Consider the following 22814-nt stretch of genomic DNA (forward strand, 5'->3'; position numbering starts at 1 on the left):
AGACATTCCCAAATCGTTGATAAAAATCACACCACCACCTGTTTCTTTTGGGTGGTAGTGTGATTTTTTACAAGTATACTTAATAGCTGCTCTTCTTAGAATTGAACAGATACTTTAGCATATGTTGGAGAGCCGTCATGGAAGTTACGAACTTTTAAATAATAGGTTTGTCCCCAATTCAGATACCAACCTGTAATTAGAGAGTATTGATTGCCGCCCTGATCATCATCTTCAGTAACCTTACTTGTTAGATTTTCGTCATAATAAAGTTCAAGATAGGTATCACATTGCTGCTGATAAAACTCTGTTCTAATAGTAGCGTAACCCGCTCCAGTTATTTTGAAAATCTTGCTTGTTTCACCATTCAAATAACCGGGTAAGCCAGGAGACAGTTCTACTGCAGGGGAAGTTCCATCAATATCCACGTTATGGACAACCTCAACCATTGCAGCTAATTGGCGGGTCCAGCTAGTTGAATAAGTTCCTGGAACATTCATTTGGGCAGCATCTGCACCATCTAAGAATATGCCGTTAACCATTCCGGATTCAATTTCTTTACAAGCGCTTCTAAATGCAGTTCCACTGCATTTAGTTTCACTAACAACTAGAAATACATTATTGCCGGAATTCCAAAGGAGACCAGATCGGTTAGGCCAAGTCTCGTCAATTACTGGCATGCCCTCAGAAATTGCAATGCTTCGCCAATTCGCATCATCCTGAAGATTCATACTAATGCCACCTTGCGCCCAGTATTTATCGCCATAGTTAACCCAAAGGGTCGCTTCATCCCCTACTTTTGTTGGTTGAACCCAAAAAGTCCTTTTTGTTTTATCCCAAACCAGAGTTCCTCTCGTAACATCTTGTGTGCCACCGCTGCCATAATCACCGAATCCACCGTTAATAGGTACATTGTCATTTACTGCAATCGAGTATACATTAGGTTTGGTTTGACCAGCGGGAAGGGGCAGATCCTGAAAGAACCCACCATTCATCCCCAATTTACCCGATGAAGGTACACTTTTACCCCCAAGGTACGTAAGAACGATGTTGTTTGGAGAAGTTTTGATGACTTTTAATGTTATACCATTGCTTGCCTTCATTGAATTGAATGTGTAATACATTTGGAAAACCTCCTATTTTTTTTAAGAGTTTTTTACTCTCTTGTAATAGAGCAAATTAAATAGGCTAATTTACAACTCAAATTCGAATATTTTATTTTTAAGCATATTGCAATAGCTATAATGAAAGTGCAATGAACCTGAACCCATTTGATAGGAAAGAAGGATGTCCGGTGAGTCAAACTATATTGATCGTGGACGACGAGCGCGAGGTCGTCGATTTGCTGAAATTGTATATCGAGAACGAAGGCTACAACGTGCTGGAGGCTTTTGACGGACAAGAGGCGCTGGAGCTGGTGCGCAAGCGTGATATTCACCTCATTGTGCTTGATATCATGATGCCCGCCTGCGACGGGCTTCAGGTGGTTAAGGAACTGCGCCAAGCATTGTCCGTCCCCGTGATCTTTCTGTCCGCGCGGGTGCAGGATCATGATAAGATTCTGGGGCTTAATCTGGGAGCAGATGATTATATGACCAAGCCTTTTAACCCGCTGGAAGTGGTTGCGCGCATACAGGCGCAGCTCAGAAGATATCAGTATATGCATGCAGAGAGTGCTGCGGTTTCTGAGGTGGTGGAGATCGGCGGGCTGCTGCTGGACAAAGCCGGCTGCCAGCTGCACAAGAACGGTCAATTGGTTCCGCTGACGTCCATTGAGTATAAATTGCTGCTTCATTTTATGGAGAATCCAGGGCGGGTATTTACCAAGCGCCAGCTGTTGGACAGTGTCTGGCAGCAGTGGTTTGGAGACGACAACACCCTCCTGGTGTACATAAGCAAGCTGCGTGACAAAATTGAGGATGAGCCCAGGAAGCCGGTCTACTTAACCACCATCCGGGGACTGGGCTACCGGTTTGAGAAGAGATGCTGAAGGTGAACCGCAAGCAAACAGGGATAAGGGAAATGCTGCGCATCCATTATTATTTTCTGGTCGTGGTGATCAGCGTCATCGGGATGCTTAGCATTGCTTATGCTGCCAAAGGTTCTGACCGGAGCTATGCCTCTACGGAAATGCAGGTGACGAGAGCACAGGATTTGGTCGATGCCGAGCGGGATGCTGCGAAGCTGGAGGCGTTGATCCAGAATATCCTGAAGGTTCACGGGTGGGTTGAAACGCTGGATGAGAACAAACAGCTTATCCATTACACTGGCATTCCCCTGGACCGATCCACACCGGAGTCGTTGCGGCTGGGCGAGGAGCCGGAGAATGCCCCTTATATCAGCTCGGAAGCCTCTTTTTTACAAAAAGGGCTGCTCTATACCTATATCGTAAAAATACCTGTAGACCAACTGGAGGTAAGCATCTGGGACCAGCAGAGTGCCAGGGACCGTGACAAACAGATTCAGCGTTACAATGTTCAGGCTGTGTTCGGGTTCATACTGCTCTCGGCCGTTGTTATTGTTATCTACAGCAGATGGACCGCAAGAAAAATAATCCAGCCGCTCGGCGCCATAGCCGCGGGCATCGATCATCTAAAGACCGGAGACTATACGATCCGCCTCAGCCTTAAGCTGGAGGGAGAATTTCTGCAAATCGGCAATACCTTGAATGATATGGCAGAAAAGCTGGAACAGGCCGGAGCGCATAAGGTGCAGATGGAGAGGGGCCGCCAGCGGATGCTGGCGGATATTGCCCATGACTTGAAGACACCTATCTCAACCTTATACGGTTACGCTAAGGCACTGCATGAAGGGATGGTCAAAGATAATGACAAGCAGCAAAGCTATCTGCTGTCCATCTACACCAAAGCCAAACGGGTAGATGCCCTGCTGGACACGCTGTTTGAGATGACGCAGCTGGATCATCCCGATTATATGCTGGACAGACAGGTACAGGACCTGGGCGAGTGTATGCGCACAGCTATTCTGGATCATTTCTCCGAAATAGAGGAAAAGGAGCTGGAGCTGGAGGTGCGTATTCCCGATACCGAGGTGCGCTACGCTTTTGACCGCAAGCAGATGAGCCGTGTCTTCAGCAATCTGCTGTCCAATGCGGTGCGTTACAATCCGGCCGGTACCCGGCTGCGGGTGACGCTGGAGACTCATGCGGATGGGCTATGGCTGGAATTTGCCGACAATGGAAGCGGGATACCGGAGCACTTGCGCAGCGTGATTTTTGATCCTTTCGTCAGAGGCGACCAGGCAAGGTCCAATGCTGGAGGAACGGGTCTTGGACTGGCAATCGCCTACAAAATTGTCAGCCTGCATCAAGGTTCCCTGCAACTGCTGGGCACAGCGGAGGAACGAACAATCTTCCGCATTATTCTGCCTGATTTTTAAGATTACATTAAGTTCCGGTTTAGAGTAGGGAAAGTCTATCCTGTTATGCTGTGAGCATACAGCATGATCAGCAGTCCGGATTTTTAATTTAAAAGGAGATGATATTATTTGTTAAAGCGGCTTCTTACAACCGTAACCGTAATATCCTGCTTGACCTTAACCATGCAGGCGGCAGCCGCAGAGGATTCCGGCACCGTGCTCACCGGAGGGATTACCGCACCCGCGCCAAAGCATCCTTTCCCGGAGCATGAACCTTACCAGAGCGGTACTATTAAGCCGAACCATGTATCCCAAGGCCAGCTGGATAATGATGTGCGCAAGAAGTACGATGAATGGAAAGCACGGTATCTGGTGCAGCCTCCGAAGGCATCCGACCAATACTATGTGTATTACAACCTGGAGAAGGAAGCTTCCCCCGCCAATGCTGTTTCCTGCTCGGAGGGGCATGGCTACGGGATGCTGATTACATCGCTGATGGCAGGTTATGACCCTCTTGCGAAGGATTATTTTGATGGTCTTTACCGGTTCTACAAAGCACATCCAAGCGTGAATAACCCGGCATTAATGGCCTGGCAGCAGATCAAAACCGTTCAAGGAGAGGTTATCGATACACCCCCCTCCGACAGCGACGACGGCAGCCGTTCGGCTACAGACGGTGATTTGGATATTGCCTACGCCCTGCTGCTTGCGGACAAGCAATGGGGGAGCAGCGGCCAGATTAATTATCTGGGGGAAGCCAAGGCCGTCATTTCCGCCATCATGGAGAAAGATGTGAATCCGCAGAAATGGAGCTTGAAATTCGGTGACTGGGTGGAAAATAACGATCCCGATTATGCCCTTGCCACACGCCCTTCCGACTTTATGCTGGGCCACCTGAGGGCTTTCGGGAAGGCAACGGGGAATATGGACTGGACTAAGGTAGCCGATAACACTTATAAAATTATCCAAACCATTTCCAGCAAATATAGTCCCGTTACCGGACTTCTCCCGGACTTTGTAGTCTTCAAAAACGGCTCTTATGCCCCTTCACCCCCGTTTTTACTGGAGACCGAGAGAGACGGATTCTTCAGTTGGAATGCTGCCCGGGTGCCATGGAGAGTTCCCGTTGATTATCTCCTGACAGGAGATACGCGGGCGCTGAACCAGACCCGGTTGACGAACGCCTGGATTTCCAAAAAGACCGGCAATGATCCCGGCAAAATTGTGGCTGGCTACAAATTGAACGGCAATCCGCTGGATGACGAAGATCCCGCAATCGCGTTCTCCGCACCGTTCGCCGTTAGTGCAATGGTGGACGCCAGCAATCAGGCGTGGCTGAATGCCCTTTGGAACAGCCTTGTCAGTGCTCCAACAGCTTCCAACGCCTACTATGGCAACAGTATCCGCTTGCTTTGCATGATCACCGTCTCCGGGAACTGGTGGGACCCAACGAATGCCGGCAATTAAGCATTAAGGATATAGGGCAGATGGAATAAGGCAGGCTTACTTCAGCAGTAATAAGATGACTTCTGTATTCAACAGAGTCATCTTTTTTAATGCCGTTCTACATTGATATATTATTGACAACATAAATATTGATTGACATATTATTTGTATACCAATATACTATTTAATGTAAGCGCTTAATAAAACATAAAAAGGGAGGTTATCTCTGCTGAATACCCCGAAAGAAATACCTCATTCCATGCAGCGGCTATCCGCGCGGGTCAGAGAGAGGCTGCCGGGCCGCCCGAAGCTGGCAGACATGTTCGAACAATGTTTATCGAACACCTGGAATACTACAATCAAACGCAATATGGATGGTACAACTTTTGTAATTACCGGGGATATTCCGGCCATGTGGCTTAGAGATTCCGCTGCTCAAGTCAGGCCTTTTCTGATTTTGGCTGCAGAAGATGAAGAAATAGCAGATATGATCGAGGGATTGGTGAAGCACCAGTTTGCCTGCATCGAATTAGATCCTTATGCGAACGCTTTTAATCAAGAAGCGAACGGCCAGGGGCATCAGAAGGACCTGACTGACATGAACCCGTGGATTTGGGAGCGGAAATACGAAATTGATTCCTTGTGTTATCCTATCCAGCTCAGCTACCTGCTGTGGAAGAATACCGGACGGATCACTCAGTTTGATGCTGCTTTTGTAACAGGGGTCTGGCGGATAATCGGGCTATGGATCACTGAACAGAATCATGAACGTGATTCCGCATATACGTTTCAACGAACCAATTGTCCGTCTACCGATACCTTGGTCCGTAACGGCAAAGGGAGCTTGACCTCCTTTACGGGAATGACCTGGTCCGGATTCCGCCCGAGTGACGATGCCTGCGAATATGGTTATCTGATCCCGGCCAATATGTTCGCTGTCGTTGTTCTAAGGTATGTATGCGAAATTGCCGGGGAGGTGCTGAAGAACCCGGAGCTTGCGGCAGCCGCCCAGCGTCTGCTGGAGCAGATCGAAGCGGGGATCGGGCAATACGGGCTTGTGGACCATCCTGAGTATGGGACTATATATGCTTATGAGACAGATGGATTGGGCGGCGTGAACCTGATGGATGATGCGAATGTTCCGAGTCTGCTGTCCAGTCCTTATCTGGGTTACACTTCCGCAGACGATCCAATCTATATGAATACCCGCCGGTTTATTTTGAGCACTAGCAATCCCTACTACTATTCCGGAGCTGCTGCAGCAGGTGTTGGCAGTCCCCATACCCCCAGCCGATATATTTGGCCTATTGCCTTGGCGGTCCAGGGAATGACTTCAGGTAATGCAGACGAGCGGCAATCTATGCTTGATCTTCTGGAGCATTCCGATGCCGGCACCGGCTATATGCATGAAGCCTTTCACGCAGACCGCCCCGGCGAGTATACCCGCCCCTGGTTCTCTTGGGCCAATATGATGTTCTGTGAGCTGGTGCTGATGTGCTGCGGGATTGAAGTCAAGCGGAGTTGAAGGAACGGGCAACAATGACATACCAAATAGTGTGAGGGGGATACAACAATGAAAAAATGGTTGATTACGGCGCTTTCGCTGGTCATGCTCTCTGCCCTGGCAGCCGGATGCGGCGGCAAGGACAATTCCGGAACACCCGCCGCCGGAACCAACGGCACAGACTCAGGCAGCAAGAGCGGCAAGAAGACAGAACTCACCTTCTGGGGTGACTGGGGCGGCGAAGGCCAGAAGCAGTTCGAAACTATGGTCGATGCTTTTAACAAATCCCAGGATAAAATTCATGTGAAATACGTGCTGCAGCAGGACATGATCACGAAATTCCTTACGGCTGCGACGAATGGCGGCGCTCCCGATGTACTGTTCTGGGACCGCTGGCGCACCTCGCTCTACGCTCCCAAAAATGTGCTGCATCCTGTAGATGAATATTTAACGCGGGACGGCGTCTCCAAAGATGATTTTTACAGTGAATCGCTGACAGAGCTGTCCTATAACGATAAATTGTACGGCCTCCCGCTTACAGTGGATGCACGGGCACTGTTCTATAATAAGAAGCTGCTGGCCGAAGCCGGACTTCAGCCCCCGACAACCTGGGATGAGCTGGAAGCAGCGGCAACGAAGCTGACCAAATGGAATGGCGACAAACTTGAAGTTGCCGGATTCTCGATGGCCGACCTGGGACTGTTCAATATGTATCTCCAGCAGGCTGGCGGCACTATGCTGACCGAGGACGGAAAGACCAACTTCAATAATGAAAAAGGCAAGCAGGTGCTGGAATTCTGGGACCGCTTGATGAACAAAGACAAGGTGTATAAGGTTGGCTTTGAGCTGGGACTTGGAGAAGGGCAGGACGCCTTCGTTACCGGCAAGGTTGCCATGCTCTACTCCGGTCCATGGATGCTCAGCACCTACAATAAATACGGCAAAGACCTCGATTACGGCATTGTGCCGCCACCCGCAGGTCCGAACGGCGACAAAGGCAGTGTAATGGGCGGATTCGGCCTTGTTATTCCTGAAGGTTCCAAACATCATGATGAGGCCTGGGAATTCATTAAATGGTGGACAGCCAACAAGGACAATGCTTTGCTCTGGGCCAAAACCAGCCTCAATCTCCCTGGCTTTAAGCCTTCCATGGAAGACCCGTTCTTCCAGAACGATCCGCTGTGGAAACCGTTCCTGGAAACTCTCGAATTTGCCAAAGTCCGTCCATCGCATCCCGGTTATTCTGTCATGGAAACAGACGCACTCGCGCCTAATCTTCAGCTGAACCAGCAGAACAAGCTGAGTATTGAGGATACCCTGAAGAAAGCCCAGGAGCAGGGGGATAAGATGCTCAAGGCTAACGAAGTTGTAAAGTAGACGGATGCAAGCAGCAGGGAGGGGCTTAACCCCCTGCTGCCTTGAAGTATTGCCGCATGATGAAGGGGGGAAGTTATATGGCTTCCATGAGAAAGGTGGAACGTCACCAGGCGCGGACAGCTTATTTGTTCATCACGCCCACGGTGCTGCTGTTCGCAGTGTTTACAGTCATACCCGTGGTGATGGCCTTATATTTAAGTTTTACCAACTATGATGTGCTAAGCAGAAATGACTGGATCGGCTTCGACAACTACCGGCGTCTGGTCGGTGATGATCTGCTGTGGAAGACCTTCCGCAATGTCTTTCTGTATTCGGTGATTTTTGTCCCGCTGAATATTCTTATTTCATTGCTGCTGGGGCTGCTGCTAAGCCGGGCGTGGCGCGGAGTTAAGCTATTCCGCACTTTTTATTACCTGCCTACGCTGACTTCGGCTGTTGCAGCGGCAACGGTATGGATCTGGCTGCTGCATCCGGAATTCGGGCTGGTCAACGGACTGCTCTCCTATGCCGGGATAACCGGACCCGCCTGGCTGTCGGAGACAAGAACGGCCATGCTGTCGATTGTTATGCTGACCCTGTGGCAGTCCGTCGGCTCCAATATGATTATTTATCTGGCCGGTCTGCAGGGAGTGCCGGATTATCTGTACGAATCGGCGCGGCTCGACGGAGCGGGCAAGCTGGACTGCTTCCGGTTCATCACCTGGCCGCAGCTCCGGCCAACCACTTTTCTGGTTAGTACAATGGCCATTATCGGCGCGCTGCAGCTGTTTGACCAGGCCTTTGTCCTGACACAAGGCGGTCCGGCGAATGTCACCAAAACGCCGGTCTATCTGATCTATCAGCAGGGCTTCAATCAGCTGCAAATGGGCTATGCATCGGCGCAGGCTTTTGTGCTGGCAATGGCGATCCTGGTGTTCTCACTGATCAACATGCGGATATCCAAAGCTGAAGAGCCGGTCGTATGAGCAGGATAGTCCGGAAAAAGGAGGTTTCGAGCTATGGGTGTTACCGGCGGCTCCCCGCTAAAGAGGGGTCTTACTAAAACTGTGTATTATATCGTGTGTATTCTTATCGCTATTGCCATGTTCCTGCCGTTCTACTGGAGTGTGCTGACGTCGCTGAAGCCGGATGATGAGATTTTCGCTATGCCCATTAAGTGGTTTCCGGACCATTTGACCTTTGAGCATTACCGCAAAGCTTTTACGACAGTACCTTTTGCGTTATATTTCTGGAATTCGCTTGTCCTCGCGGTAGCTGGAGTACTGGCTAATCTATTCTTCGGCTCACTAAGCGGCTATGCCTTTGCGAAGCTGAAGTTCAGACTGAATAAGCCCATCTTCCGCGTGCTGCTGGCAGCGATGATGATTCCCGGCATCGTAACCATGATCCCAACGGTATATGTCATGCGCCATATTCCGTTTGCCGGGGGCAATGACTTCTTTGGCAGCGGCGGGAATGGCCTGATGAACTCGTTTTGGGGCATTATTTTGCCGGGGGCATCCGGGACCTTTGCGGTTTTCTTCATGCGCCAATTTTTCCTCACCCTGCCCAGTGACATGATGGAAATGGCCCGGATCGAGGGCTGCAGGGAATTTATGATCTTTTGGCGGATTTATCTGCCTCTGACCAAGCCGGCGCTAGCTACCTTGAGCATTTTTACCTTTCAGGCCGGCTGGAACGGCTTCCTCTGGCCGATGATTGTGCTGAATGACCCGGACAAGGCGACCATCCAAATGGGGCTGCAGGCCTTTTCCTATAATTTTCAGACCGATTACGGGCCGATGATGGCGGGTGCGCTGGTGGCGATTTTACCGATACTGGTGCTGTTTCTGGCCTTGCAGCGTTACTTTGTTCAGGGCATTGCGTTCAGCGGTATCAAAGGGTAAGCGGCGCCTGGCGGTAGATTATCAGATACGGGGAGAGAGAGCCTTATGAAGCAATTGAAGCTTGAAGCTGGATTATGGGAGGAACGGGCAGACGAAGCCCAGGAAGCGCTGGACCACTTCTTCTGGAATGAGTCCATTGGAATGTACAACATCGAAACGCCTTGCCCGGACGGGGAGTGCAACACTGTATTTCACTATTGGTGGATGGCGCATGCCGTGGATGTGCTGGTGGATGGGCTGTTGCGGACGAAAAATGGACGTTACGAAGACCGCCTCGCCTCGCTGCATGATGGTCTTCTGCGCCGCAATGGCGGAGTATGGCCAAATGAGCTCTATGATGATATGGAGTGGATGGCCTTGGCCTGGCTTCGTGCCTATCAGGCAACCGGGGAGACACGCTACAAGGAGACAGCGCTGCTGTTGTGGCAGGATATACAGACCGGCTGGAATAACCACATGGAAGGGGGGATTGCCTGGCAAAAATCACAGCTTGATTACAAAAACACCCCGGCCAACGCACCAGCTGCCATTTTAGCCGCCCGGCTGTATCGTCAATTCGCCGATCCGCAGGATCTGGAATGGGCAGAGAATATTTTCGACTGGCAAAAGCAGCATCTCGTCGACCCGGACACAGGTTTTGTCTGGGATGGTTTGAACCGTGAGGGTGACGGCTCAATCGATAAGGATTGGAAATACACCTACAATCAAGGGGTATATATCGGTGCTGCCATCGAGTTGTACCGGATTAAGGGGCAGGCCGCTTACCTTGAAGACGCCCGGCAGACCTTCACCGCAGCCGCCCAGGAGCTGGCCGATCCGCAGTCCGGTGTTTTGCCGGATGAGGGCAATGGGGACGGGGGGCTGTTCAAAGGCATTCTGGTCCGCTACGCCGCGGAATTGGCGAAGGCAGATCCAGATGCAAGTGAAGCGGCAGCCTTTCTGCGGCGAAATGCAGAATCGCTCTGGGCGAGAGGAAAGGCGGAGAGCGCCCTGTTCGGAACGGACTGGAGCCATCCGCCCGCCGGTATGGTGCAGCTCAGCTCCCAGCTCAGCGGCATAAAGCTGCTGGAGCGGATGGCTGAGCTGAGCAGAGCAGAGGTGAACTGATGGATATTTCCGCAAAAGCGGCCACGAAGGCAGATTGGCAGGCGCGTGCGGACTGGTTCCAGCGAAGCCTTCAGAAGCTTTTTTACAATGAAAAGACCGGAATTATGAATCAGTGGTTTCCCAGAGAGTACACCCGGCCGGATGACAATTTCTACTATTGGTGGCATGCTCACGTGCTTGATGTACTTATAGATGCATATGAGCGTACGGAAGACCCTGCAATAGTCCGGCATCTTCGGGAGTACAGCCACAGTCTGCGTGCATATAATGGCGGGACCTTTCTCCACAATTATTATGATGATATGGAATGGACCGCGCTTGCGCTGCTGCGGGCGTACCAGGCAACCGGGGAAGAGGAGTACAAAGCCGCTGTATTGGAGCTGTGGGCGGATATTCAAACTGCGTGGAATGACCATTTCGGGGGAGGAATGGCCTGGAAGAAGGATCAGCTGGATTATAAGAATACCCCGGCGAATGCGCCTGCCGCCATTCTGGCTGCCCGTTTGTATGGACTGCTGCGGAATCCGGAGGATTTGGACTGGGCGGTCCGCATCTACGGATGGAATCAGGCCCATCTGGTTGATCCGGATTCAGGCTTTGTATGGGATGGAATTAACAGGCAGGGAGACGGCCGGATTGATTATGATTGGGAATTTACTTACTGCCAGGGCGTAGTTCTGGGAGCAGGCGTGGAATTGTTCCGTATTACGGGGGAGCGGAAATATGCAGATGATGCTCTCCGCACGGCCGGGGCCTGCATCAAACGGCTGTGTCACCCGGATACCCTGCTGCTGCCAGATGAAGGCATTGATGACACCGGCTTGTTCAAAGGCATTCTGATCCGCTATTTCGCTCAGCTGGAGAAGCAGTTTCCCGGAGCAATACCCATCCGTAAGGTTATTATGGCAAACGCCGATGCTTTATGGAACAAAGGGCTGGACGACCGATTAGGGTTATGCGGCCCCTCTTGGGAACAGAAGCCAGTACTGCCGGTTCAGCTTAGTGTCCAGCTCAGCGGCCTGATGCTGCTTGAAGGTGCAGCCGCTATACAAAACTAAGATTTGCCACATCACGGATTCACACAGAAGGCGTCTAGCTTTGGAAATAAATCCAAGGAGATGATGTGATGAGGAAAAAAGTAAACGGCAGAGCCGGATTCGGCTTAAGATGTTTGCTGGCTTTCCTGCTGGTCTGGCCATTAATGATGGACATATTCATGGTACCACAGGCATCCGCGTTAAATAATGGTCTGGCACAGACCCCGCCAATGGGCTGGAACAGCTGGAACTATTACGCTTGCAATGTGGATGAGAACAAGATTAAGGAAGCGGCTGATCTGCTGGTCAGCACAGGAATGAAGGATGCCGGCTATCAGTACGTCGTCATTGACGACTGCTGGCAGACCGGCCGCGATGCGAACGGAAACATTATGGCCGATCCGGTCAAGTTCCCCAGCGGCATGAAGGCGCTTGCGGATTATATTCACAGCAAGGGGCTGCTGTTCGGGCTCTATACTGATGCAGGTTATACCACATGCGCAGGAAGGCCGGGGATGTACAACCACGAGGTTCAGGATGCTCTAACCTTTGCGGCCTGGGATGTGGATTACGTGAAGGTGGACTGGTGCGACAACGGAGGAATGGACCCGCAGACGCGATATACGCTGATCCGGGATGCGCTTTTGAATTCCGGGCGCGATATACTGTTCAGCATCTGCAACTGGGGCATTAACAAGCCTTGGGTATGGGGCGCGGAAACGGGAAACATGTGGAGAACTACAGATGATATCTTTGATTTCTGGCAGCGGGTGACCTGGATTATCGATCAGAACTATCCGCTCGCCAACTTCGCCGGACCAGGCAGGTGGAATGACCCCGATATGCTGATGGTAGGCAATTATGGAGCAGGCGCTGTTTTTGGAGAGGGAATGACAGATACCGAATACCGTTCCCATTTCTCCATGTGGGCTATTATGGCTGCACCGCTGATTGCCGGGAACAACCTTTCCAGTATGACCGCATATACCCAGGCAACTCTGATGAATTCCGAGGTGATTGCTGTAGATCAGGACCCGCTCGGCAGACAAGGCGTACTGGTCAGCGATGTGGACGGCAAACAGGTATATTCCAAACTGCTGCAGACACCGGGCACCAGGGCCGTTGTTCTGTTCAACCGGTCGGAAACGGCTGCCACCATGACCGTGAATTTCACTAGTCTGGGGCTGGGCTCATCAGCTGCTGTCCGGGACTTGTGGCAGAAGTCGAACCTGGGCACCTATAGCGGCAGCTATTCGGCAACCGTTCCCGCACATGGCACAGTGATGCTGAAACTGACCGGCACGGAAGCAACGACGAGTCCCATCGTCTCCGGCAAAACCTACCGGATCATCCCCAAATCAACCGGACTATCGGCGGCAGTCGAAGCTTCCTCTACGCAAAATGGAGCCAAGGTGCTGCAATGGGATTACGGCATTTCCCAAAATGACAAATGGACCGTTACAGCGACTACTGGAGGATTTTATAAGATCATCAATGTGAACAGCGGTAAAGCGTTGGCCGTAGAGAACGGGGATCTCAAGGACAATGCAAAAGTCATTCAATGGGACTATGGCACAACCGGCAACGATCAGTGGCAGATTCAAGGCATTGGCCAGGGATATTACAAGATCATTAACAAGCTCTCCGGCAAATCCCTCAACGTGGCGGATAATTCTCTGGTCAGCGGTGGCGGATTCATTCAATGGACCTATGGAGCGGCGGACAATATGACCTTCCAGCTGGTTGAAACCGATGTGACCTATGAAGCGGAAGCGGCTGTGCTGCATTCTCTCTCCACAGAATCCACACATCAGGGCTATACGGGCAAAGGCTATATCTCGGGCTGGAACGCAAGCGGGAAATGGGTAGACTTCAACGTCATTACCGATACGTCCGGAGTCTATAATTTGACCTTCCGTTATTCCGGCGGAGCGGGTACCGCAGGCCGTTATCTGTATGTAAACGGGGCAGGGGTTGTCAATAATGTGGTGTTTAACGGGACGGGAAGCTGGAATTCCTATAACACCGTGACTATACCAAATATCGCCCTGAACAGCGGCAGCAACACGATTTCATTAATTTATGATACCGGCAAGGGAAGCACGAACTATCTGAATCTCGATCATCTGAAAGTATCCCACTGACACTGAAAGGGGAAATGAATGTGATCATCTGGAAAAAGCTATGTTCCGCCGCTTTACCCGCTGTGCTGGCTCTATCCCTGCTGGCTCCTGCCGGGAGCCGGCAGGCGGAGGCCTTCACTACTTCGAATGCTGACGATGCCATGGCAGCGCTCGTGAATGTGTTCTACGACCCGTCGGCGAAATACTTCTATGTCAACAGCGACCATCAAATTCATTCCGAACATGCGCATGGGCCGGATGGAGGCCTATATACGGATTTCTGGTGGGAAGCCCAGCTGTGGGAAACGGTAATGGATGCTTACGAACGCACGAACAGTCCGGTATACCGGACAATGATCGATGATATCTATGCCGGCTTCAACAACAAGTATCCTGATATGATGGCGAACCCTTTCAATGACGATCTGGGCTGGTGGGCGCTGGCCTGCATGAGGGCTTACGAGCTAACCGGCACTGCTGAATACCGTAACCGCGGGAGCTTTCTGTTCGGCCAAATCTATGCGGAATGGGACACGGTTTATGGCGGAGGCATTTGGTGGAGAAGGGACGCACATACACCGGGCCAAGCGAATGCCCAGAAAAACATGGCGACGAACGCCCCGATGGTCATGACCGCCGTCAAGCTCCGCAATGCCTATAATGATCCTGCCTATCTGACCAAAGCTGCACAAATCTACAACTGGTCCAAGACAACCCTGGTGAACGGCAGCAAGGTTAACGATCATATTGAAGGCACCGGCAGCGGCTTAGTCAAGGATTGGGACTTCACCTATAATTATGGAACCTTTCTGGGTGCCGCAGTCTCCATGTACCAGGCTACAGGAACTGCTTCCTACCTCACAGATGCTAATACTGCCGCACAGTACGTTGTGAATAAAATGGTATCCGCCCAAAGCCTCATGTATGAAGGGGAAAATGATGCCGCCGGCTTCAAAATGGTCTTCGTCCGCAACCTGAACCGCCTGCGTGTCCAAGGCGGACAATCGCAATATTTGAGTTTTCTTCAGCAAAACGCTACACAAGCCTGGAATCACCGCCGTGCTTCCGATCAGATCATCGGCAGCGACTGGCTCTACCCGACTGGGACGGCCTACGTGCAAAGCCTGGCTGCTGCTGCGGGCGCTTCTATTCTGCAGCTTGTACCGGCTGACGGCTACACCGGCTATATTGCCGGCAATGGCGCATATGAAGCGGAGAATGCCCGGCGGACCTTGGCTTCCGGCGGTGGCATGATTAATGAGAGCACCAATGCCGGCTTCACCGGAAGAGGTTATGTGGGAGGCTGGAACACGAACGGAACATCGCTTGATTTCTATGTCAACCAGAATACAGCAGGCACCAAAACAGTAACTTTCCGTTATGCCGCTGCTGCCGGCAATGCTTCGCGTTATGTAAAAGTGAATGGGGTTGTAGTCTCGGCCAATCTGGTATTCAATTCAACTTCAAGCTGGAGTACCTACGGAACCGTATCCGTAACAATACCGCTGAATGCTGGCTCCAATACGATTCAACTGGGGTATGACAGCACTCTGGGGAATTCGAATTATTTGAATGTGGATTTGCTGAGCGGTTTGTAGACAGTTAAGCTGCACCGGCTGAGGATGACCTGGAGCCTTGAAAACAGGCAGCACGGGTCATCCTCTTATACTTTTAATCCAGCCGTCATTCCATCCTTCAGGAGAGCTTCAGATTCCCTTCATTTTGGATCACCGGATTGACCTTGAGCTTCACCTTCATCCGGGGCAAATAATCGGTTCTCCAATGACTTAGCTCGCTCCTGGGCAATTTATTTCTGAAATACTGCCCGACGCCTAGAATATCAGCCTTGCTCGCCAGTATTTTGTCAAAAAGATGCTCAAACCTCTGCAGCAAAACCTCCTGAAGTTCGTCTTTGATCAACTTTGTAGTGGGAGTGCCCTTCGTTTCCACGATGCTTACCTTGAGGGTTAATTCTATATCCAGATAAGGAATGTTGTGGACCAGACGGCTTCGATGCCGCGTTGAATTGCTTAGGATCAGGACGCTCGCGTTATTCATGACTTCAATTTTCCCTTGAGTACCGAGGCCATTGACCGAATTGAACAGCAGCGTTTCCTCCGGGGTGATCTGTCCGACCATTCGGCCGTTCTTAATGATCGCCGAGCCGGTGTAATCGATAGTTCCGCTTTTGCCGGATTTGTAGACCGGAATGGCAACATCCCGGGTATAGGAATGGATGCTCCGGTACACCTGCCAGATTCGGGTCAAGGCCATCTGCGGATTCCAGCCGGCGTTTTTTTCAAAACTGTCATATAAGGTGGTTCCTTTGGGGGCCATCGACACTTTGACATGCTCAAAAAAAGTATCCAGCTTCTCGTCGCAGATCACAACAAGCGCTTTGGGGGAAATTTCCCTGGATCTCATGAAGGTTGTAATGCTGTCACTGAGGCCGAGCTGAGCATATTCTTTCTCCACCAGAATCACTTTGAGATGTAGAAGATCCACAGAGCTTTCCATTCTTGCACTGATTTTGTCTACGGCCTGGTTGATGGTTTTCCCGGTTTGGGTCAATATCTTTAGGGAAATTCCACTTTCCAGCGGCTCCGGGATTTGCAGAACGATTTGGTATAGATTCTCATGATAGGCAATCCCCATGACTAAGGGCAGGGAACGGTGATTGATGTCCCTGTTGTCCCAACAGCCAGTGTTAAGGAGCAGCAGGCATATGCATAGCAGGCTTCCGGCCGTTCGCCTAATCCGCCGCATGACAGTCCACCTTCCTTTGCAGTCTTTTTCCGAAGAAATAAGTTGACAACGGTATAGTAATCACAACATAAAACCGGAGGTATGAGTTCCATTCGAACAGCAGTTTCACATCTTCCCAATTGGGAATGGCCATACAGGCGATGAAGATGAGAACCGGAAGGGCAAACGTTAAATATGACGGCTTAATAACCGGTATACACCGGCTGATCACCCGTATGGTTGACCATAACACCATGGTGAGGAAGAGCATCGTAAAGGAAATCAGGCAAAGAAAGAAAAAGATGGTAATCCGGTCAAACATCAGCCAGCTGAGATTGATGGAATCCAGGGCCGCAATAAAGGGGAAATGAAAGGTAGAGGCGGTAGCCTGCCCAAAAGTCAGCACCGGGATATATACGGAAAACAGAAAAAAGGGCAGCAGCACCAGTGCGGCAATGAATATATTTTTTTTCCGGTAGGTGAAATAAGGCTGAAGAAATCCCAGGAACAGGAATCCTCCGGCAAATGCAAAGAAACTTTGATAAAAGTCCGAATCTGTAAAAAAAGCAAATCCATCCGCTAACGGGAAGATATAACGCCAATCAACGTTCTGAAAGGAAGCCGCAGTGAACAATAAAATCACCGGGAGGCATAACATACCGGTCAGCACCCCCGTCCGGAGGAGTGTGCCAATGCCCTTTATGGCAATAAAGGCAGCAATCAGCAGAAACAACAGCATGATCGCCCACAGCGGAGTATTGGACAGAAAAACAATCGTCATCATTTCTGCGCAGTAACGGAGTGTGATGATAATAATCAGCAGGAAATAGACAGTGACTGGGAGCAGCAGCAGCAAGGGCCAGCCTTTGCCCGCTTCCAAATAGAGGCTGATAATATCCCTTCGGCCAATGAAGCTTAGTCCTTTCATATAAACCGTAATAGCGGCAAGGTGGACCATAAAGCCGATAATCACCGGCAGCCAGTGGCCGTCGTTAGTGCTGGAGATTACATCTCCGGGGTACAGGAAAAAGATCAGCCCCAGGTGGATGAAAAAATACATCAGCGTGATCTGCCAGGTTCTATCCATGGTTCACCTCTTTTTTGCAACGCATGATGCTTGTGTAGGGAATGCCAAATGGATGCAGACTCGACAGGTAGGCAAAAACCAGCACCAGACCTTCCATAATGCCAAACACCCCATAAATGGCGGCAAGAATCACAATGATGTATTTTGCGATCCGCAGCGAAAGGGATTGCTGCAAGCCGATAATGGTGGAGTTGGCGATGGTGGTTGCCGCCAGAATGATGATGAGCAAATTACTCACCAGCTTTGCCTGCACAACCGCCTCCCCCAAGATGATTCCACCTACCATAGTGATCGTTGGGCCAATGTTTTTGGGCAGACGGATGCTCGCTTCAATAATCAATTCCAGTATCAGCAGCATGAGCACTATCTCAACGATGGCTGGATAGGGGATGCCTTCTCGGGTCTGTGCAATCGAAAGCGCCAGTTCAATCCTCAGCACCTCCGGGTTCACGGAGACGAGGGCGACATACGTTCCGGGGAGAATCAGTGTCAGCATGACCCCAATTACACGCAGGGCGCGCAGGAACATCATAAGCGGCAATGGCATATGCCTGTCACTGCCCAGGACAAAAATATCCCAGAGCAGGCTCGGAAGCACCACTGCCACCGGCAGCCTGTCCATGAACAGCAAAGCACGGCCGTTTCTCAGAAAGTTCGCCGCTTCTTCCGGCAGCTCGGTCTGGTTCAGATTCGGGACCAGCGTCCAGTTCCGGAACCCCATCATACGCTGAGACAGCTGCTGCAGATTGTCAATTTGCTGGTGTTTATTTTGCTCAATCTGCATTTTGATTTTCTCGATCAGGTTAACATCGGCATGGCCTTCATAATACACCAGCGTTAGCTGACGTGTTTCTTCACTGCCGATAGTATAAGAGCTGACATTGACATGGCTGGATTGAATTTGCTTACGAAGAATCCCGATATTGGAGTTGATATCCTCGGTGAAGGAGCTTAAGGTACCTTGAAATACATTTTCGTTGACAGGCGGGGTTATGGAACGGTCAAGGGTTCTAGCGACCGTGTCCATCACTATGAATGAATTCTCTTGTTCAAAATAAATAATCAGCTTGCCTTGAAGCAGCCCCGCACTAGCCTTGTCCATGCCGGATGCAGTCTCAACCTGCCCCAATACGGTTCTGAACTCCTCCAGACCCAATCCCGTATCTGCAGCGGTGTTGATGTAGGTTTGGAGGTTCTGCTTCGTAAGGGTCCAATCCATCAGAGAATTGAAACCCATCAGAATAACCGGGGTTTCCAAGAGGTAATCATTCAGTATAAAGAAATCATCGCTGACGGCATATTGTTCCTTAATCCTGCTGATGAATCCCATGAAATCAATCCTCCCTTCTGAAGAAAAATGGTTGCTAGAAGGGTTCCCCTGAAGGAGAAAGGATATGCATGGTAATCGGTCCATGGCAAAAGTGCAGCTGCAGCTTCTTTAAAGCATGGAATCGCCTATCTTTTCAGTAGAAATGCCTATCTGGATTCATCTGCATTATATCTATAATAAGTATGTATTGCAGCGGCAATCTTACATTATTATGGAGGAGGTTAATAATGCGCAACAAGTATTTCTTATGGCTGATTACCGGGACTCTAGTGATCGCAAGCTTGCTTATGGGTATGGGTCCATTTCCCCCTGCTTCAGCAGCCGGAGGCTCCAACCTGACGCTCGGCAAAAGCATCACTGCAAGCAGCCACTCCCAGATTTACAGTGAGGGCAATGTCCAAGACAGCAACCAGGCTACGTATTGGGAAAGCTCAAACAACATATTTCCGCAGTGGCTGCAGGTTGATCTGGGCGCTGTCACAAGCATGGAACAAATTGTCCTTAAGCTTCCGGCAGGGTGGGAAGCACGGACACAGACGCTATCGGTTCAGGGCAGCACGGACGGGATGGCATTCACAACCTTAGCCGGCAGTGCCGATTACAAATTCAGCCCTTCCGTTCAGAATAACTCCGTAACGATCAGCTTCAATGCAGCAGACACCCGCTATGTGCGTCTGAGCTTTACAGCCAACACAGTCTGGCCTGCGGCACAGCTGGCTGAATTTGAAATTTACGGCACCAGCGGCACTTCTCCGACGGCAACCCCGACAGCAGTTCCAACGTCGACTCCAACAGCAACAGCTACTCCTACCGCTACCGCTACCGCTACCGCTACTGCTACTGTTGCACCTACAGCAACTGCAACATCCACGGCAACACCCGTTCCGGGCAACAACATCGCCACCGGCAAATCTATAACCGCTTCTTCCAGCACTCAATCCTATGTGGCTGCCTATGCGAATGACAACAGCACCAGCACGTATTGGGAAGGGAACGGCCATCCCAGTACGCTGACACTGGACCTTGGTTCTAATTACAATATTTCCTCTATTGTGCTGAAGCTGAATCCGGCAGCAGAATGGAGCACGCGTACACAAACTATTCAAGTGCTTGGTCATAACCAGAGCTCTTCCACCTTCAGCAATCTGGTGACGGCTCAGAGCTATACCTTTAATCCGTCCACGGGAAATTCGGTTACCCTGCCGGTAGCAGCCACTGTCAAACGGCTGCATTTGAACATTACCTCCAACTCCGGCGCTCCATCCGGGCAAATCGCCGAGTTCCAGGTCTTTGGTTCACCTGCGCCGAATCCGGATTTGACGGTTACAGGCATGACCTGGTCTCCGGCCTCTCCAGCCGAGAACAGTGCGATCACGCTGAATGCTGTTGTCAAGAACAGCGGAAATGCGGCTTCGGGGCCAACCACCGTCAATTTCTATCTGGGCGGTGAGCTTGCAGGATCAGCTCCCGCAGGTGAACTTGCGGCAGGTCAATCCGTTACCGTCTCACTTAACGCAGGAACATATAAGGCTGCATCCTATGCCCTCAGTGCCAAGGTGGATGAGAGTAACACCGTTATTGAGCAGAATGAAAGCAACAACAGCTACACTAATCCGTCGAACCTTGTAGTTACACCTGTTGCTAGCTCTGATCTGATTGGAATCGTATCCTGGACGCCGGTAACTCCGGTGGCGGGCAATACGCTCGGGTTTACAGTGAATCTCAAAAATCAGGGAAGCATTGCTTCGGCCAGCGGAGCACATGGCATCACCGTTGTGCTTAAGAACTCTGCCGGGTCTACAATTCAAACCTTCAGCGGATCTTATGGCGGTGTGATTGCTCCAGGAGCATCGGTCAATGTCGCCATTCCGGGTACATGGACAGCAGGAGACGGAAGTTATACCGTAACTGCCACCGTTGCGGCAGATGCCAATGAGCTTCCTGCCAAACAGGCCAACAACATTAATACGTCAAATCTGGTTGTGTATGCGCAGCGTGGAGCAAGCGTTCCTTACAGCCGGTACGACACGGATGATGCTGTGCGCGGGGGAGCAGCCGCATTAAAGACTGCACCGGATTTCGATCAGGCGCAGATTGCCTCGGAAGCTTCCGGCCAGCGATATATCGCACTTCCTGCGAACGGCTCCTATGCTCAGTGGACGGTCAGACAAGGCCAAGGCGGGGCGGGAGTAACCATGAGATTTACCATGCCCGACGCTGCGGATGGCATGGGCCTGAACGGTTCACTTGACGCCTATGTTAATGGAGTCAAGGTCAAGACTATAGCCTTGACCTCATATTACAGCTGGCAGTATTTCTCTGGGGACCATCCCGGAGATGCTCCCGGTGCGGGACGCCCGCTGTTCCGGTTCGATGAAGTGCACTGGAAACTGGACACTCCGCTTCAGGCGGGTGACACGATCCGGATTCAGAAGAATAACGGAGACAATCTGGAATATGGAGTTGACTTCCTTGAGATCGAGCCTGTTCCGGCAGTCATAACCAGACCGGTTAATTCCGTTTCCGTCACGGATCATGGTGCGGTAGCGAACGATGGCCAGGATGACCTTGCGGCGTTTAACGCGGCAGTGACTGCGGCAGTATCTTCCGGTAAAACTCTGTATATTCCCGCAGGAACCTTCAACCTGAGCAGCATGTGGCAAATTGGCTCGGCCAACAGCAAGATCAACAATTTTACGGTTACGGGTGCGGGCTTCTGGCATACGAATCTGCAATTCACGAATCCCAATGCGGCTGGAGGCGGAATCTCGCTCCGCATTACCGGCAAACTTGATTTCAGCCATGTGTATATGAATTCCAATCTGCGTTCACGTCATAACCAGAATGCGATCTACAAAGGATTTATGGATAATTTCGGCAATAACTCTATCATTCATGATGTCTGGGTAGAGCATTTTGAATGCGGCATGTGGGTCGGGGATTACGCTCATACTCCGGCCATCTACGCCAGCGGGCTGGTTGTTGAGAACAGCCGGATCCGCAACAACCTGGCGGACGGCATCAACTTCTCGCAAGGTACCAGCAACTCCATCGTCCGCAACAGCAATGTGCGCAATAATGGAGATGACGGGCTTGCTGTGTGGCCGAGCAACACGTTTGGCGCACCGGATGGTGTGAACAATACTTTCTCATACAACACCATTGAGAATAACTGGCGGGCGGGGGGCATTGCCATTTTCGGAGGAAGCGGGCACAAGGCGGATCATAACTATATTATCGACACGGTGGGCGGCTCAGGTATCCGTTTGAACACTACTTTCCCGGGGGCTCATTTCAATAACAATACCGGCATTCTGTTCTCGGACACAACCATTATCAATAGCGGAACCAGCCAGGATCTGTACAACGGGGAACGGGGAGCTATCGATCTTGAAGCTTCCACCGACCCGATCAAGAACGTAACGTTTACCAGCATCGATCTCATCAATACCCAGCGGGATGCCATCCAGTTCGGATATGGCGGCGGATTCAGCAACATTGTGTTCAATAATATTACCATTGACGGCACGGGGCTGGATGGAGTAACCACCTCACGTTTTTCGGGAGCGCACAAAGGTGCGGCAATTTACACCTATACCGGCAATGGGGCCGCCACTTTCAACAACCTGACCACGAGCAACATTGCCTATCCTGACCTGTATTTCATCCAAAACGGCTTTGGTTTAACCATTCAATAGCACGAGCGGAAGGGAGAGGCTTTTACAGCTTCTTCCTTTTCTTGTTGTGTGATCTGTTCTGCGGGTATATCATACAGGTAATAGAACATAAGGAAGGTG

At 50.9% G+C, this 22814-nt stretch carries 15 protein-coding genes and 1 pseudogene; 12 read left to right on the forward strand and 4 right to left on the reverse strand.

Annotated features, from left to right (window positions below; genetic code table 11):
• Positions 1–95: 95 nt before the first annotated feature.
• Positions 96–1121, reverse strand: coding sequence for a hypothetical protein (locus BLQ82_RS08355; protein WP_062528338.1), 1026 nt, complete (start codon positions 1119–1121; stop codon positions 96–98).
• A 170-nt stretch (positions 1122–1291) separates the two neighbouring features.
• Between BLQ82_RS08355 and BLQ82_RS08360 the strand changes: the two genes are divergently transcribed.
• The 11 genes from BLQ82_RS08360 (at position 1292) to BLQ82_RS08405 (ending at position 15453) form a co-directional block, all read left to right on the forward strand.
• Positions 1292–1987: a response regulator transcription factor gene (locus tag BLQ82_RS08360; protein ID WP_062528337.1), complete on the forward strand. Its 696-nt coding sequence runs from the start codon at positions 1292–1294 to the stop codon at positions 1985–1987.
• 2 nt (positions 1988–1989) lie between these two features.
• Complete coding sequence (locus BLQ82_RS08365) at positions 1990–3396, forward strand: HAMP domain-containing sensor histidine kinase (RefSeq protein ID WP_062528336.1); 1407 nt, start codon at positions 1990–1992, stop codon at positions 3394–3396.
• A 108-nt stretch (positions 3397–3504) separates the two neighbouring features.
• A complete protein-coding gene (locus BLQ82_RS08370) occupies positions 3505–4842 on the forward strand; it encodes a family 8 glycosyl hydrolase (RefSeq protein WP_244280730.1) in 1338 nt (445 codons plus the stop codon).
• Positions 4843–5080: 238 nt separating this feature from the next.
• Complete coding sequence (locus BLQ82_RS08375) at positions 5081–6346, forward strand: glycoside hydrolase family 125 protein (protein WP_082722842.1); 1266 nt, start codon at positions 5081–5083, stop codon at positions 6344–6346.
• 48 nt (positions 6347–6394) lie between these two features.
• Positions 6395–7702: an ABC transporter substrate-binding protein gene (locus BLQ82_RS08380; RefSeq protein WP_062528334.1), complete on the forward strand. Its 1308-nt coding sequence runs from the start codon at positions 6395–6397 to the stop codon at positions 7700–7702.
• A gap of 77 nt (positions 7703–7779) precedes the next feature.
• The gene (locus BLQ82_RS08385; protein WP_074648046.1) at positions 7780–8667 is read left to right on the forward strand and encodes a carbohydrate ABC transporter permease; all 888 of its coding nucleotides are present in this window, start codon (positions 7780–7782) and stop codon (positions 8665–8667) included.
• 33 nt (positions 8668–8700) lie between these two features.
• Positions 8701–9588, forward strand: a complete 888-nt coding sequence (locus BLQ82_RS08390) for a carbohydrate ABC transporter permease (protein ID WP_062528332.1) — start codon at positions 8701–8703, stop codon at positions 9586–9588.
• Positions 9589–9633: 45 nt separating this feature from the next.
• Positions 9634–10695 carry a glycoside hydrolase family 76 protein gene (locus BLQ82_RS31310; protein ID WP_143013377.1) on the forward strand — a complete coding sequence of 354 codons (1062 nt, stop codon included), beginning with the start codon at positions 9634–9636 and terminating at the stop codon, positions 10693–10695.
• On the forward strand, positions 10695–11753 hold the full coding sequence (locus BLQ82_RS31315) for a glycoside hydrolase family 76 protein (protein WP_062528330.1): 1059 nt from the start codon (positions 10695–10697) through the stop codon (positions 11751–11753). The genes BLQ82_RS31310 and BLQ82_RS31315 overlap by 1 nt, the downstream gene beginning before the upstream one ends.
• Before the next feature lie 68 nt (positions 11754–11821).
• On the forward strand, positions 11822–13876 hold the full coding sequence (locus tag BLQ82_RS08400; protein WP_074648048.1) for an RICIN domain-containing protein: 2055 nt from the start codon (positions 11822–11824) through the stop codon (positions 13874–13876).
• A 20-nt stretch (positions 13877–13896) separates the two neighbouring features.
• Positions 13897–15453, forward strand: a complete 1557-nt coding sequence (locus tag BLQ82_RS08405; protein ID WP_062528329.1) for a glycoside hydrolase family 76 protein — start codon at positions 13897–13899, stop codon at positions 15451–15453.
• A gap of 97 nt (positions 15454–15550) precedes the next feature.
• Here the strand turns inward: BLQ82_RS08405 and BLQ82_RS08410 are convergent, their stop codons facing one another.
• From BLQ82_RS08410 to BLQ82_RS08420, 3 genes and pseudogenes are all read right to left on the reverse strand, one after another.
• Complete coding sequence (locus BLQ82_RS08410; protein WP_062528328.1) at positions 15551–16621, reverse strand: Ger(x)C family spore germination protein; 1071 nt, start codon at positions 16619–16621, stop codon at positions 15551–15553.
• 187 nt (positions 16622–16808) lie between these two features.
• Positions 16809–17687, reverse strand: a pseudogene (locus BLQ82_RS08415) (GerAB/ArcD/ProY family transporter); the annotation flags it as partial.
• Positions 17680–19017 (reverse strand): spore germination protein, encoded by a 1338-nt coding sequence (locus BLQ82_RS08420; protein ID WP_062528326.1) that lies wholly within the window; start codon positions 19015–19017, stop codon positions 17680–17682. The gene BLQ82_RS08420 and the pseudogene BLQ82_RS08415, both read right to left, overlap by 8 nt.
• Before the next feature lie 227 nt (positions 19018–19244).
• Here BLQ82_RS08420 and BLQ82_RS08425 point away from each other — a divergent pair, with 227 nt between their 5' ends.
• On the forward strand, positions 19245–22715 hold the full coding sequence (locus BLQ82_RS08425; RefSeq protein ID WP_062528325.1) for a discoidin domain-containing protein: 3471 nt from the start codon (positions 19245–19247) through the stop codon (positions 22713–22715).
• Positions 22716–22814: the final 99 nt, after the last annotated feature.

This window comes from Paenibacillus jilunlii, from assembly GCF_900102965.1.
Lineage (GTDB): Bacteria > Bacillota > Bacilli > Paenibacillales > Paenibacillaceae > Paenibacillus_AQ > Paenibacillus_AQ jilunlii.